The sequence below is a fragment of the Burkholderia sp. Bp9090 genome, assembly GCF_003857985.1.
Classification (GTDB): Bacteria; Pseudomonadota; Gammaproteobacteria; order Burkholderiales; family Burkholderiaceae; genus Burkholderia.
Window position 1 is genome coordinate 18794 of the sequence record NZ_QTPV01000065.1, and the last position, 14107, is coordinate 32900.

Annotated in this window: 15 protein-coding genes; 7 read left to right on the forward strand and 8 right to left on the reverse strand. The window is 66.8% G+C overall.

Annotated elements, in window-relative coordinates:
- Positions 1 to 32: 32 nt before the first annotated feature.
- From DIE16_RS34315 to DIE16_RS34330, 4 genes are all read left to right on the forward strand, one after another.
- Positions 33 to 914 (forward strand): NmrA family NAD(P)-binding protein, encoded by an 882-nt coding sequence (locus DIE16_RS34315; RefSeq protein WP_124894275.1) that lies wholly within the window; start codon positions 33 to 35, stop codon positions 912 to 914.
- Positions 915 to 947: 33 nt separating this feature from the next.
- Positions 948 to 1322 carry a hypothetical protein gene (locus tag DIE16_RS34320; RefSeq protein ID WP_124522712.1) on the forward strand — a complete coding sequence of 125 codons (375 nt, stop codon included), beginning with the start codon at positions 948 to 950 and terminating at the stop codon, positions 1320 to 1322.
- Positions 1323 to 1394: 72 nt separating this feature from the next.
- On the forward strand, positions 1395 to 2108 hold the full coding sequence (locus DIE16_RS34325) for an SDR family oxidoreductase (RefSeq protein WP_124894276.1): 714 nt from the start codon (positions 1395 to 1397) through the stop codon (positions 2106 to 2108).
- Between the two features lie 160 nt (positions 2109 to 2268).
- A complete protein-coding gene (locus tag DIE16_RS34330; protein ID WP_124522716.1) occupies positions 2269 to 2730 on the forward strand; it encodes a MarR family winged helix-turn-helix transcriptional regulator in 462 nt (153 codons plus the stop codon).
- A 254-nt stretch (positions 2731 to 2984) separates the two neighbouring features.
- Here DIE16_RS34330 and DIE16_RS34335 read toward each other — a convergent pair whose 3' ends face one another.
- From DIE16_RS34335 to DIE16_RS34360, 6 genes are all read right to left on the reverse strand, one after another.
- Positions 2985 to 3389, reverse strand: coding sequence for a cupin domain-containing protein (locus tag DIE16_RS34335; RefSeq protein WP_124572120.1), 405 nt, complete (start codon positions 3387 to 3389; stop codon positions 2985 to 2987).
- A 4-nt stretch (positions 3390 to 3393) separates the two neighbouring features.
- Positions 3394 to 3873, reverse strand: a complete 480-nt coding sequence (locus DIE16_RS34340; RefSeq protein ID WP_124530274.1) for a carboxymuconolactone decarboxylase family protein — start codon at positions 3871 to 3873, stop codon at positions 3394 to 3396.
- 186 nt (positions 3874 to 4059) lie between these two features.
- Complete coding sequence (locus DIE16_RS34345; RefSeq protein WP_124894281.1) at positions 4060 to 4560, reverse strand: Ohr family peroxiredoxin; 501 nt, start codon at positions 4558 to 4560, stop codon at positions 4060 to 4062.
- Positions 4561 to 4839: 279 nt separating this feature from the next.
- On the reverse strand, positions 4840 to 5841 hold the full coding sequence (locus tag DIE16_RS34350) for a bestrophin family protein (RefSeq protein ID WP_124894277.1): 1002 nt from the start codon (positions 5839 to 5841) through the stop codon (positions 4840 to 4842).
- Positions 5842 to 5860: 19 nt separating this feature from the next.
- The gene (locus DIE16_RS34355) at positions 5861 to 6361 is read right to left on the reverse strand and encodes an Ohr family peroxiredoxin (RefSeq protein WP_124522721.1); all 501 of its coding nucleotides are present in this window, start codon (positions 6359 to 6361) and stop codon (positions 5861 to 5863) included.
- 336 nt (positions 6362 to 6697) lie between these two features.
- Complete coding sequence (locus tag DIE16_RS34360; RefSeq protein WP_124894278.1) at positions 6698 to 8221, reverse strand: PLP-dependent aminotransferase family protein; 1524 nt, start codon at positions 8219 to 8221, stop codon at positions 6698 to 6700.
- 192 nt (positions 8222 to 8413) lie between these two features.
- Here DIE16_RS34360 and DIE16_RS34365 point away from each other — a divergent pair, with 192 nt between their 5' ends.
- Positions 8414 to 9157, forward strand: coding sequence for an SDR family oxidoreductase (locus tag DIE16_RS34365; protein ID WP_044848713.1), 744 nt, complete (start codon positions 8414 to 8416; stop codon positions 9155 to 9157).
- Between the two features lie 83 nt (positions 9158 to 9240).
- Positions 9241 to 10287, forward strand: coding sequence for a LysR family transcriptional regulator (locus DIE16_RS34370; RefSeq protein ID WP_124894279.1), 1047 nt, complete (start codon positions 9241 to 9243; stop codon positions 10285 to 10287).
- A gap of 104 nt (positions 10288 to 10391) precedes the next feature.
- Here the strand turns inward: DIE16_RS34370 and DIE16_RS34375 are convergent, their stop codons facing one another.
- A complete protein-coding gene (locus DIE16_RS34375) occupies positions 10392 to 12497 on the reverse strand; it encodes a TonB-dependent siderophore receptor (RefSeq protein ID WP_124894280.1) in 2106 nt (701 codons plus the stop codon).
- A gap of 205 nt (positions 12498 to 12702) precedes the next feature.
- Between DIE16_RS34375 and DIE16_RS34380 the strand changes: the two genes are divergently transcribed.
- Entirely contained in the window at positions 12703 to 13005 is a 303-nt protein-coding gene (locus DIE16_RS34380) for a UxaA family hydrolase (RefSeq protein WP_260434507.1), read from the forward strand.
- Between the two features lie 43 nt (positions 13006 to 13048).
- Here the strand turns inward: DIE16_RS34380 and DIE16_RS34385 are convergent, their stop codons facing one another.
- Positions 13049 to 13993, reverse strand: a complete 945-nt coding sequence (locus tag DIE16_RS34385) for a LysR substrate-binding domain-containing protein (RefSeq protein WP_260434508.1) — start codon at positions 13991 to 13993, stop codon at positions 13049 to 13051.
- Positions 13994 to 14107 lie beyond the last annotated feature (114 nt).

The following is a 14107-nucleotide window of genomic DNA, read 5'->3' on the forward strand; positions in this document are numbered from 1 at the left end:
CATATGCTCTCATTTTCGAACGGAGCGAAGCGATGAACGAGCCTGAGATCCTTGTAAGCGGTGCAACCGGACGCACCGGCGGTATGGCCATTGACGAGCTGCTCAAGATGCACAAACGCGTGCGGGCCTATGTGCGCACGGATGATGATCGGGCGGCAGTCCTGAGGCAGCGCGGCGTCGATGTCGCGGTCGGCGACTTCACCGACATCGACGCCATTCGGGCAGCGATGGAAGGCATCCGCTCGGCGTATTTCCTTCATCCGATCGCGCCGGGAATCATCGGGGCCGCGGCGTATTTCGCGCAGGCAGCAAAGGAAGCTGGCGTCACGGCGATCGTCAACATGTCGCAGATTTCCGCGCGCCGGGAGTCGCTGAGCCACGCGGCACAGGATCACTGGGTCTCCGAGCAGGTTTTCGATTGGTCGGGTGTCGCGACGACGCATTTGCGCCCGACCTTCTTCGCCGATTGGCTCGTCTATCCGCATTTTGCGCGGGAGATATGGGCCACGAAGAAGATCGAATTTCCGTTCGGCGACGGCCGTCACGCGCCGATCGCCAGCGACGATCAGGGCCGCGTGATCGCCCACATCCTCGCCAGCCCCGAAGGCCACGAGGGCAAGACCTACACGCTCCACGGCCCCGTCGAGATGAACCACGTCGAGATCGCAGCCGCGATGAGCGAGGTTCTCGGCGCCCGGATCGAATACGCGCCGACTTCCATCGAGGCATTCCGGAACAAGATGGAAACCCTCTACAAGTTTCCGCCGTTCCTCACGCAGCATCTGGTCGAAGTCGCGCAGAACTACCACGACGGCATCTTCTCGGGCACCAACGACGTCGTCGAGAGGGTCACCGGAACGCCGCCGCTGTCGGTTCAGCAGTTCGTCGAGAAGTATCGGGCCGCATTCGTGTGAACAGGTCCTTGAAACGAATCGGGAGGTTTGAACATGTCACCCGTCCAACCTGATCGTCATCCGTTTCTCGATGATCTGACGGCCGACGCCGAGCTGGTCAGCTCGGTGTTGCGCGCTCCCGTGATCGGGCGCGACGAAATCCGGCTCGCCGTCGACGCCGTCGGGACCTTTTACGTGTCGCAGGCGCCAACGTTCGTTCAAGTCGTCGGCTCGCGGCTTTTTCTCGAATACGACGCCGTTCTGACGAGCGGCGAGACGTTGAGCGCGGTCGTGGTCGCCGATCGCAACGCCGACGGCTCGGTGCCGCGAGTCAGCGTGCGGATGAGCCCGCTTGGCGCCGTACTGACTCTCGCGACCCGTCTGCGGGAGTCGCTTTCGAAGCAGTTGCCGGAACACGTCTTTCTTTGAACCAGGCACCCGCGCGCTCGTGGATGGAGTCGACACTCTCCCGGCACGCGGCTTTTGAAACAGGAGCTTGTCATGGATATCAAGAACGCTACCGTCTTCATCACCGGTGCCAATCGCGGCCTGGGCCTCGCGTTTGCGCGCGAGGCGCTTCGGCGCGGGGCGGCGAAGGTGTACGCGGGTATGCGCAACACGAGCGGTTTCGACGAGCCGGGCATCGTGCCGCTCAGGATCGATGTCACGGATCCGGCGTCGATCGCCGAGGCGGCGAAACAGGCGGCCGACACGACGCTACTGATCAACAACGCGGGCATTGCCGCGCTGATCGACGGGCCTTTGTCGGCCGACGTGGAAGCGCAGTCGGCCCGCCTGTTCGATACCAACTACCACGGCGTGGTGCGCGTCACACAGGCCTTCGAACAGATCCTGGCGGCCCGGCCGCATGCCGCGATCATCAACGTGCTTTCCGACATCGTGTGGCTCCCGCGGCCCTATCTGACACCGTATGCGGCGTCGAAAGCCGCCGCCTGGAGCTACACGAACCAGCTTCGCTTTCACCTGCGCGAGCGTGGCATCCAGGTTCTCGGCCTGCACGTCGGGTTCGTGGACACCGATCTGACCAACGGCATCGACGTGCCCAAAGCCAGTCCCGAGGACGTCGTGCGACGGACCTACGACGCGCTCGCCGCCGGCAAGAGCGAGGTCATGGCCGACGAGGGGACAGCGGTGCTGAAGAGCACGCTCGCGGCCGAGATACCCGGCTACATCACGCCGCCGGCAGGGTTTTGAACACCGCAGTCGGCACGGGCCGGATTCGGCGGCGAGCCGCGAGGTGCGCAGATCGTAGGCCAGCGCCGTCGCTCCCGGCTATCATCGATAGCTGCCACCGTAGCTTCGCGCGACGCGCGCGTAGCGTTCGCGCAATCAACCGAAATCAGGAGTGCAACCGATGTTGCCCGTGAACCAGCCGCTCGGCATCGATCAATGCAACTGCTTCGCTGTCAGGAAGGCGAGCAGGCAGATCTCCCGACTCTACGATAGCCATCTCGAGCCGTCGGGTCTGCGCATCACGCAATTCCTCACCCTGGCCGCCCTGCACGAAGTGGGAAGTACCCCCGTCAACGCCCTTGCCGAACGGCTCGATATCGAACGAACGGCGATGGGGAAAATGGTCGGCTTCCTGGAGCGCGACGGCTTCGTCACGATCAAGCCCTCGCCCACCGACGGCCGAAGCCGCCTCGTCGAACTCACCGAGGAGGGCCGGCGCCTGCACGAAAGAGCATCGCCACTCTGGCAGGCAGCGCAACGGGAGTTCGAGCGACTGAACGGTGCGGAGAATGTCACGGCGTGGCGAGAGCAGTTGAGAGGGGTGCTCGTCGGCGACGTGTCGATGGGATCGTCGCAAGATTGAGGCTTCCCGTCCGTCGGGCTCATGTCCATGTGTTGCCCGCATCGGGCATCCGGCTGTACGCAGCCGATCCCGGCTTTTCAGCGAAGGGCCCGCCAAAGGCACGGCACGCGGTTTGCAGGCTCGCTTGCCGGCCGTGCGCCGGCCGGGACGGCGTCGGCCGGCCAGCCCAGGCAAGCCGTCGCGTTGCGGAACGCGTGCATTCGCGGCGCCGAGTTGCCGTTTCCGGCCGACCTGGCGCCTCGACGACGATCCCGCTACTTAACCGGCGTGAGAACCGGCGCGCCCTTGTTCTTGAGCAGGAACACGACGAATTTCGCCGGCTTCGTACCGCTGGCGTTTCGTCCGACCGTGTGCACGTCGTCGGGGCCTTCGTGGAACGTGTCGCCTGCATGGAGCGTGACCGTCTTGCCGCCGTTCAGGCCCATCACGATGCTGCCGTCGAGCACATAGACGAACGCGTGCGCGTCGTGGCGATGAACGGGGTCGACGCTGCCGGGCGGATAATCGACGACGATCATCTCCACTTCCTTGCCCGGATACTCGGGCAGCGGCTCCGTGGTCAGTTGCGTCACCTTGGCCTGCGGCGCGGCGGCAGCCGGCGGAACGGGCATCAGCAGCGACAGCGCAAGCGGTGCAAGCGCGAGCACGATGCGTTTCATGTCGTTACTCCAGGTTGGCCTTGTCGAGACCGAACATCTTGTCGAACGAGCCGGGCACCATCCGGAACGCGACGTTCAGCCGGTTCCAGCAGTTGATCGCACCGACGAGGACGGTGAGATCCGACAGCTCCTTCTCGGCAAAGTGGGCGCGCACGCGATCGTAGAGATCGTCCGGCACGCCGTGCGGCGAAAGCTGCGTCAGCGCTTCGGTCCATTCGAGCGCGGCACGCTCGCGCGGCGAGAACAGCGGCGACTCGCGCCAGATCGCGACGTGATGCGCGCGCAGTTCGCGCTCGCCGTGGATCCTGGCCATCTTGATGTGCATGTCGACGCAGAACGCGCAGCCGTTGAGCTGCGACGCGCGAATCTCGACGAGCTCGCGAACCGGCACTTCGATCGTCGTCTTCTGAAGCAGCCCGTCGAGTTCGACGAGCTTCTTCGTCAGCTCCGGCGATTGCTGAAAGTAGTTGATACGTTGCGTCATGATACGTTCTCCTGATTGCTGAAGCAGGGCTATCGGCGCTGCGCATGACCATTCATTGCGCGAGCGGCCTGGCAACCATCGTAATTGCAGGTCCCACGGGCCAGTAGTGCCGGGAAGGTGCGCACTCTATTGCCGCTTCGGAACCAATCGCGCGCCGGGTGTGGCGCGGCGCGCCGCCGACGTTCGTCAGTCCGACACCGCGACAACCCCGCGGATGCCCTGCCGTGCCATCTTCGTATAGGGACACAGGCGCTCCGTATCGCGGACCAGGCGTTCCGCAACCTGCCGGTCCACACCCGGCATGCGGATGGTGACGTTGGCGGCGAGCGCATATCCGCCGTCGACCGGATCGCGGCCGAACGATACTTCGACTGCGACGGTCGTGTCGCGGATGTCGATCCGCTCGCGTTGCGCGAGCAGGCTCAGCGCGCCGTGGAAGCACGCGGCGTAGCCGGCCGCGAGCAGTTGCTCGGGATTGGTGCCGCCGCCCGGGCCGCCGAGTTCGCGCGGCAGGCGCAGATCGAGGGCGAGACCGCCGTCGTCGGATCGCGCGACGCCCGATGCACGGCCGTGTGCCGTCTTGCCGCCGGACACGGTGACCGTGGTCGTGTAGAGCGCGACGAATTCGTGTCCGCGGTATTTGTCGAGCAGTGTCGGTGACGGAGGCTGCAACCTCTCGTTCTCCATATCCCTCCCGGGTACCTGTATTGACCGACGCGCGGGTTCCGGGCCGTACGTATCGGCGCGGCGCTTGCCCGCAGGTCGTTCCCCATGACCGCCATCCGAAGGATGGTCGTCGCGCACTTGCATGCTAGGCAAAGACGCGTCGCCGGGCCAGATCGTCCCGGGATGCATGGTATTGCCCGCTTCGCACCAATGCGGCGAGAACGCCGCGTATCGGTTGCGTCGGCCTTTCCACCGGCTGCAGCGGTGCCGCCGATGGGGCAGACGCGAGCCGCCGGCGCGCTACAGCGCAATGACCGTGCGGCTCGACGGATCGCCGGCGCGTTCGCCGAGCATCGCTTTCAGGTCGCGCTCGATCGTGCTGCACAGCGTGGAAATGGGCACGTCGTTCGCGCCGCCCTCGAACGGGTTCTCGGTGCTTTCGCCCACCTGCTCGAGCGAGGTATACATCCACGAAATGGCGACGCTGCACGGCACGACGAGCCAGACCATGTTGCCGTGCATGAAGCCGCTCACGCCGTCGTTCAGCCGGTTGAATTCGTTCAGAAGACCGAACGGAAGCGACAGGCAAAAGAACCGGACGAACAGCGAGCTGACGGTTGCGTACTGGCGCGGATACGGGAAGTTCTTGAACCGTTCCGAGCGGGCCTGGAGATCGATGAAGTCGCCGATCGTCCTTTGAAGCTCCATATAAAAATTCGAATTCAGATGGCCGGCCATGTGAAGCGTCCTGAGCGACGTGCCCTGCAGGCTCAGCACGAACGTGGCGACGGAAGCGGAGGCCAGCGCCTGTTCCGTTTCGGCCGGGGACAGGTATTCCGGCAGCAATTCCCGGATGTCCTTTTCCCACTCCGGCACACGATAGAACCGGCGGTACTCCGCGTTGTAGCGTTTGCTCGTGCTTTCCCAGATCAGCGGGCGGCGAAGGTCGTAGCGCAGTGCGGTCAGCCAGGCAAGGTGCCGATAGACCAGCTTTCGGGCGCTCTCGTCGTCGCTGACGAAGTCGCGAGCGAGCTGGCCCCAGCGGCGGCTCTTGCTCAGGATCTCGGTCCAGATTTCCAGCGCGTCCATGGCGCGGTTGTAGGTCTGCACGTTCTTGAAGCCGACGATGAACGACGTCGCGGTGCCGAGCAGCGCCACGATCGTCAGCGGTATCGACAGCCATCTCACGGAGAAGAACTGATACAGCACGACCGGCACGGATCCGAAGATGAGCAGCTCGTAGATTTTCCAGCGCGTCCAGATCAGGAATTCCGAGAGCTTGTACGATTTCCCGAGATGCATGGTTGGCCTCGTCGTCGAATCAGTCGACGACGGTCACGATGTTGACGGTGCCTTGCCGCGCCATCTTTGCGTACGGGCACAAGCGTTCCGCGGTACGCACCAGTTCTTCCGCGACGTTTCGATCGACGCCGGGCATCCGTACCCGGACGTCGACGAGCAACGCGTAGCCGCCGTCCATCGGATCGCGGCCGAACGAAACCTGCACCTCCACGGCGGTATCCGGCGTCTCCACTCCGGCGCGCGTCCCGAGCAGGTTGAGCGCGCCGTGGAAGCAGGCGGCGAAGCCCGCCGCGAACAGCTGCTCCGGATTGGTCCCGGTGCCGGGCCCGCCGCACTCGGTGGGCAGGCGCAGATCGACGGCGAGATTGCCGTCGTCCGAGCGGACCACGCCGGAGGCCCGGCCGTGGCCCGTCTCGCCGCCGGACACGGTGACGGTCGTGGTGTAAAGCGCTTGGAAATCCTGGCCGCGATAGCGGTCGAGGAGCGAAAGCGGCGGGGCCTGCAGCGTGTTGTCATCCATGATGCGTGCTCGAATTCGGCAACGCGCGCCGACCGTCGGTCATTCGATCGTCGAAACGTGCCGCGAAGGGGCAGGACTGCCCGGGCAAAAAAGCGTCTTCAACGAATGACGGGCGCGGTCGATGGCATGAGGAATGCGGCAAGCGTCCGGTGCAGCCCGGCTCCGGGCTCGTCTGCGCGAGAAAGACGCTGCCATGCTAGCGGCGCGCCCAGGCGGGCGGTATGGCCGTTCCGTGCGATTGTCTGTTTCCCGTTCGACACCAATCGGACCCCCATCCGGGATCGGCCGCGCCTGTCGACGCGGCGCACGCCATCGCCGCAAGCCGCACGCCGCGCGTCAGCCGCCGAGGCACGCGAGGAGCGTCCGTGCGTGACGGTGCGCTTCGTCCGCGTCGGCGACGTTCGCGAACCCGATGACGAGGCCGCGCGGCGTTTGCTGCGCATGGCTGTTCGTGTACCAGATCGACAGCGGCACGACCGCGAGCCCCGCGTCGCGCGCGCGTGCGGCGACGGCGACGTCGTCGACCGGCCCGTCGGGGCCGTCGGTGAACCGCACCGCGAACTGGATGCCGCCCACCGGCAGTTCGACGATCATCCGCTTGCCGAACACCTGTCGCAACGCGTTCACGATCAGCGTGCGGCGCTCGCCGTACAGCGTGCGCATGCGCTTCAGGTGCCGGGCGAAGTGCCCCTGTTCGATGAAATCCGCGAGGGCCGCCTGCAGGAGCGTCGGCGAGCCGGCGTTCATGCTGCAGGCCACGCGTTCGACGCGTTCCACCGCGCGTTCCGGCACGACCGCATACGCGAGCCGCAAGCCGGGATACATCGCCTTGCTGAAGGTGCTGCAATAAATCACGTGATCGCGCCGGTCGAGACTCTTCAGCGCCGGCAGCGGGCGGCCGAGGTAGCGAAACTCGCTGTCGTAGTCATCCTCGACGATCCAGCCCGACGTCTTTTCGGCCCAGTCCAGCAGCGCGATGCGCCGCGACAGCGACAGCGTATGGCCGAGCGGGCTCTGCTGCGACGGCGTCACGAGCGCGAAGCGCGCGTGCGCGTCCAGCTGCAGGCCGCGCTCGACGTCGATTCCGTCGGCGTCCACCGGCACCGGGACGAGTTCCACGCCGGTCTCGGACAGGAAGCTGCGTGCGAGCAGATAGCCGGGATCCTCGAACCACACACGGTCGTTCGGGCGCGCGAGGCTGCGCAGCACGAGTTCCAGCGTCGCGCGGTAGCCGCCGGTGACGAACACCTGTTCGGGCACGCAGGTGACGCCGCGCGACAGCCCGAGATAGGTGGCGATGTGCTCGCGCAGCGGCCGGTAGCCGGCCGGATTCGGGTAGCCCAGCAGCGCGCGGTCGGCGCTGCGTGCGCGCAGCGACACGAGCCGGTGCCATACCTTGCGCGGAAACGCGTCGAGCGCAGGCAGCCCGGGCTGCAGCGGGCGCGGCTCGCCGCTCAGCGCGACGGCGATCGGTTGCGCGCGCGGCGGCGGCGGGCTGTCGCGTGACATGCCCGGCGGCTGGGGCCGGCCGGCGGCGTCCTCGGCGTGCCGGGCCGGATCGTCGGCACGCGAGGACGCCGCCCGCGTCACCGATTTCGGCAGCGACGGCGAGACGAACGTGCCGGCCGCGCCGCGCATCTGCAGATAGCCCTCGTCGACCAGGATCGTGTATGCCTGTTCGACGGTGCCGCGCGCGGTGTTCAGCTGCGTCGCGAGGCCGCGCAGCGCGGGCACGCGATCGCCCGGACGCAGGTGGCCCGCGGCGATCGCGGTTCTGAACCGCTCGCAGATCTGCAGATAGATCGGCAACCGATGCTGCCGGTCGATTTCGATGGTCAGGGTGGAGGGTTGCTCAGACATGACGGTCTCGCGGATGACGGGGACAGGCACGGCATGGATCAGTCCGATCGACGATTCTTGGCACTGCTGGATAGGACATGATTCTTCCACAATTGCGCCAAGCGATGGACGGTCATCGCCGCGTTCACCCGATCCGGCAGCCGTCACGCCCCCTCAGATTCCACTGCAATCCATTCGTCAGGAGATTTTGCGATGAAGATCGTCGTCATCGGCGGTTCGGGCCTGATCGGCTCGCGTGTCGTCACGCTGCTCGAGGAAGCCGGCCACCAGGCGCTCGCCGCATCGCCGCGCACCGGCGTCAATACCATCACCGGCGAAGGCCTGACCGACGCATTGACGGACGCGGACGTCGTCGTGGACGTCGCGAATGCGCCGTCATGGGAGCCGCAGGCGGTGCTCGATTTCTTCCGCACGTCGGCGCGCAATCTCGGCAAGGCCGAAGTGGCCGCGGGCGTGCGCCATCACGTCGCGCTGTCGATCGTCGGCTGCGACCGCATGCCGGAGAACGGCTATTTCCTGGCCAAGGTCGCGCAGGAGCAGGCGATCGAGGCGGCGGGCGTGCCGTACACGATCGTGCGCGCGACGCAGTTCATGGAATTCATCGGCGGCATCGCGGATGCCGGCACGGAAGACGGCACCGTGCGCATCGGTGATGGACTGTTCCAGCCGATCGCCGCGGAGGACGTGTCGGCCCTCGTCGCGCAGGCCGCGCTCGCCGGGCCGCAGAACGGCACGATCGAGATCGCGGGCCCGGATCGCGCGCCGTTCGCGGAAATCGTCGCGCGCTATCTGAAGTCGGTCGGCGACACACGCGCGGTGGTGACCGATCGCGACGCCCGCTACTACGGCGGCCGCGTCGAGGCAACGTCGCTGGTGCCGCTCGGCGCGGCACGGCTCGGGCGCATCGGCCTCGACGCGTGGCTGGCGGGGCGCTGAATCGCGTTCGCACGCAGGCGGCCGGCCGGCGCATGCCGGCGACGCGCCGATCCGTATGAGCAGCATGCTTGGGGGCAGCGGAAATGAATCATTCGGAAACATCGGAGCACGGCGTTCGTCGCGACCTGGCCGGTCGCGCCGATGCGCTGTCGGCGAGCTTCGGTGCGAGCTATGCGGGCATCCTCGCGTTCGTTGCGGTGGCGAGCGAAGGGAGCTTCACGAAGGCCGCCGAACTGCTCGGCGTCGGGCGGCCGGCCGTGAGCCGCAACGTGCAGAAGCTGGAGGCGCAACTGAGTACGCGGCTGTTCCAGCGGACCACGCGCACGACCGAGCTGACGTGCGAGGGCCGGCGCTTCTTCGAGAACTGCCATCAGGGCGTGGCGCAGATCGTCGAAGCGATGAACGACATGCTCGAGTTGCGGCAGGGGCCGCCGCGCGGCCTCATCCGCATCAGCTCGGCCGTGGGGTTCGGCAGGAAGATCGTGGCGCCGCTGCTGGAGAAGTTCGCGGACGCCTATCCGGACATCATCGTCGATCTGCTGCTCGACGACCGGCCCGTCGACCTGGTGTCCGAGCGGATCGACGTGTCGTTCCGCAACGGGCGCATCGAGGACTCCAGCATCATCGCCCGGCAACTGATTCCGATGCAGATGGCGCTCTGCGCGGCGCCGTCGTATGTGGCGGCGCACGGGCTCCCGCAACGCATCGAGGACCTCGACCGCCATGAGTGCATCAATTTCCGGTTCGCGAGCGGGCGCCTGTTCGAATGGGAATTCAACGTGGACGGCCGCGTGCAGAAGTACCTGCCGACGGCGCGCCGCACGTTCAACGACGCCGATCTCGTGTTGCGCGCGGTGCTGAACGGATCGGGCATCGCGCAGATGGCCGGCTACCAGATCCGCGACCATCTCGCGTCGAACGAACTCGTCGTCGCGCTGGCGCAGCATGTGCCGCAGGATCGCGGCCACTACATCTGCTATCTGAGCCGGCAACACCTACCGACGCGCATCCGGATCTTCGTCGACTTCATGACCGAGCAGATCCGCGCGCTCGACCTGAACTGCATGACGCGGTTCAATCCGGAGATTCCGGTGGATGCGGCGGATGCGGCGCAGTGGCTGGCTGCCTGACGATTCGAGATGGCCGGATGCGCGCCCCGGCACGTCGACGCATCGCCGAATCGACGCATCGCCGAATCGCGCCCCGCGCCTGCCCGTCGACGCGCCGCGCCGGCCTAGAACGAATACGCCAATGACGCGAACAGGCTGCGCGGCGCGCCAGGCGTGACCCACAGGCTGTTGTACGAGCTGACGTAGTACGTGCGGTTGAACAGGTTGTTCAGCACGACCGACGCGCGCAGATGCTTGTTGACCTGCACGTAGCCGTTGAGCTGCACGGTCGCGTAGGCGGGCAGGTCGAAGCCGTCCTGCGTATTCGCGGTGTTGCCCGCGCGGCGCCCGACGTAGATCACGCCCGCGCCCGCGCCGGCCTTGTCGACGAGCGGCAGCGCGGTTTCGTACATCAGCAGCGCGCTGCCGCTCAGGCGCGGAATGTCGACGAGGCGCGCGCCTGGCGTCAGGACGGTGTCGCGCGTGACCTGCGCGTCGACGTAGGCGAGGTTGACGATGCCGCGCAAGCCGTGGCCCAGTTCGCCGTTCCATTCGAATTCGACGCCGCGACTGCGTACTTCGCCGGCCGCACGCGAGAACCCGGCATTCGCCGGATCGGCAGTCAGCACGTTGCGCTTGTTCACGTAGAACGCGGCGACGGTCGCGAGCCAGCGCGTGCCGGCCCACTTCACGCCGGCTTCGTAGCCGTGCCCCTTCTCGGGATCGAACGCGCGGCCGTTCGCGTCGGCGCCGTTGTTCGGCCGGAACGAGTACGCGGTGTTCGCATACAGCGACAGCGCGGCGCTGGCCTCGTACACGATGCCGAGCCGCGGGCTCAGCGCCGTTTGCAGCTGGCTCGTCGTCACGCCCTTCAGGCGATTCTCGACCGACTGGTGAAAGCGGTCCCAGCGCAGCCCGGCGAGCACTTTCCAGTGCGGCCCGAACGCGAGCGTGTCCTGCGCGTACAGGCCCTGGCCGTCGTCGCGCTCGAGCAGGTTCGTCGCGGTGCGCGGCACGGGCGCCGGCTGGCCGTACACCGGATCGAAGATGTCGATCGCATACGGCGCCGCGGCCGTCGGCGTCGAGCGCGCGACGAACTGGTCGTAGTTGAAGCGATACGCATCGACGCCCATCACGAACGCATGGTCGATGGCGCCCGTGCGGGCCTTGCCGGCCACTTCGACGCGCCCCTGCACGTCGTTCGAGTGAAACGCGACCTGCCGGTAGCGGCGCCACAGCGTTCGGCCATCCGGCTGCAGCGCGAACGCTTCGGACGAGCGGCCCGACAGGTCGGTGTCGCGCTGCGCGAAGCCGGCGTTGACCGACCAGTCTGCATCGAAGCGATGTTCGAGCGTGAACTGATGCCCCGAGTTGCGCACGTCGTAGTCGCCGTCGCGCGGCTCGCCCAGGAACCGCGACGCCGGCACCGCACCGAGCTGCCCGCCGACCGCGACCACGCCGCGATCGAGCGGCGCGCGCTGGCGCGCGGTCTCGAATTCGTAGTGGAGCGTCGTGTCCGCGCCGATATCCCAGGTGAACGACGGCGCGAACAGGTAGCGCTTGCTCGACACCGTGTCGCGGAAGCTGCCGTTGTCCTCGTTCATCGCGATGAAGCGGTACGCGAGCGACTGCGTGACGGGGCCGGTCGAATCGAGCGTCTCGCGCAGCGCGCCGTAGCTGCCGGCCGACACGCCGATCGTGTTCGAGCGCTTGAACTGCGGCTGCTTCGTCGTGTAGCTGATGAGCCCGCCGGGGTCGCCGCGGCCGTACAGCGCGGACGCGGGGCCCTTGAGGACTTCCATGCGCTCGAGCGTCGCGGTGTCGCGCGGCACGCTGATGCCGCGATTCCACGAGAAGCCGTTGACGAGGTAGTCGGTGCCGGACGTGTTGCCGTCGCCGGCAAAGCCGCGCACCGCGTAGTTGTCCCACAGCCCGCCGAAGTTGTTCTGCCGCGCGACGCCGGCGACCCAGTCGTACAGGTCTTCGCCGCGGGTGGCGGCCACGGTCTGGATCAGTTTCGTATCGACGCTGCTGACCGCGAACGGGATCTCCATCACGTCCGCCTCGGTGCGCGTCGCGCTCGTCGAGTCGGGCGCGCGAAACGGTGCCTTCGTGCGCTGCGCCGAGATCTCGACTGCCGGCAGCACCAGCTCCTGCGCATTGGCGACGTTCAGCCCGACCGTGCCGACGGCGATGGCCATCGGTGCGGCCGCCCAGTTCTTTCTGCTCATACCCGTCCCTGAGAAATTGGTTCGCGTTCGGGCACCACGAGCCGCGTTGCGCCGGCATCCGTGTTCCAAACGGTACATTTGCGCGCCGGAATTTAATGCAAATGAGAGTTATTTTCAATCGTAAGTTTGCGGTTGTTGTGTCCGGGTTGAATCGCGCGGGGACGCCCATCGGCATGACTGGCGGATCGGCGCGCGGCGCAGCACCGTGCCGGCCTCGCGGCTGACGGCCGGCCTGCGATGGGGCGGTCCGACGGCTAGTCGGGGACGACCGCGGAATTCCGCGCTCGGCGCGGCCGTCGATCTGCTGAAACGCAACGGCGGCACGGCGCTCCTGTCCGAGACGCCGGAAATCCACGGCGCGGAGCGTCGGCTGATCGCGCGCGCGGCTTCGCGCGACGAGGCCGGCCGTCTGGTCGACAGGTTTCAGGTGGGAGCGCTACGTCGCCGACAACGGCGGAGAAAGGAACGACAACCGTTTTCCTCACTCCGGGATTCGTCGACCGCATGACCGGGCAGATCCGCGTACGCGAGCGGCGCTCGCGTGACGCGGTTCAGTCCGGAAGTTCTGGCGATGGCGATGACGGAGACGGAGACGGCGGCACGGCCGGCGTGTCGCCGCAGCGCCACGCACGTTCGTCCGCGATCCAGTCGCCGAACAGTTGGATCTTCTGCTGCTGTTCGGTTCCGGCCGGATACACGAAGTAATAGCCCATCCCCGTTGGCAACGATACGTTGAACGGCATCACGAGCCGGTGGGCGGCCACGCTCTCGTCAACCAGCGTCCTGTCGCCGATCGCGATGCCGTAACCGTCGATCGCCGCGTGTGTGGCGAGATCCAGCGTCTCGAAGCTCAACCCGCGCGTCGAGTCGACGTGCGGCGCGCCCGCATGGTCGAGCCACCGCTTCCAGTCGCGGTGATCGCGTGTCGGATGCAGCAGCGTGTGACGGAGCAGGTCGTCGAGACTCGCGAGCGGTTGCCGCTCCAGCAGGCTCGGCGCACAGACAGGCGTGAGCCGTTCCTCGAACAACGGGATCGCATGCGTGTCAGGGCCGGCGCCGGGCGCGTAGATCACCGCGGCGTCGAACGGCTCCATGCGGAAATCGACGTGATGCTCCCAGGTGGTGGTGATCTGCACCTGGAGTTCGGGATGCTCGGCCTGGAACCGCATGATGCGCGGCAGCATCCACTGCATCATGCAGGTCGGCACCTTCAGCGCGAGTTCGGTGCGCCTGCGCGACAGGCGCATCGACACTTCCTCGATGCGCGCGAAGCTTTCGCGCACGGTCGGCAACAGGAGCTCGCCCTCGGCCGTCAGCGTCAGCCCCTTGGGCGTGCGCTTGAACAGCGGAAACTGATAGAAGCTTTCGAGCGCGAGGATTTGCCGGCTCACGGCGCCCTGCGTCAGGCACAGGTGCCCGGCGGCGCGCGTGAAGCTGCCGTGTCGCGCGACGACGTCGAAGACCTGCAGCGCATTGAGGGAAGGCAGTCGTTTCATCGGGAGCATCGGCGTGGAACGGGCGGCGGCGCGGGATCGCTCAGTGCAGGATTTTCGCGAGGAAGTCCTTCGCGCGGTCCGACTTCGGATTCGAGAAGAAATCGTCCTTGCGGT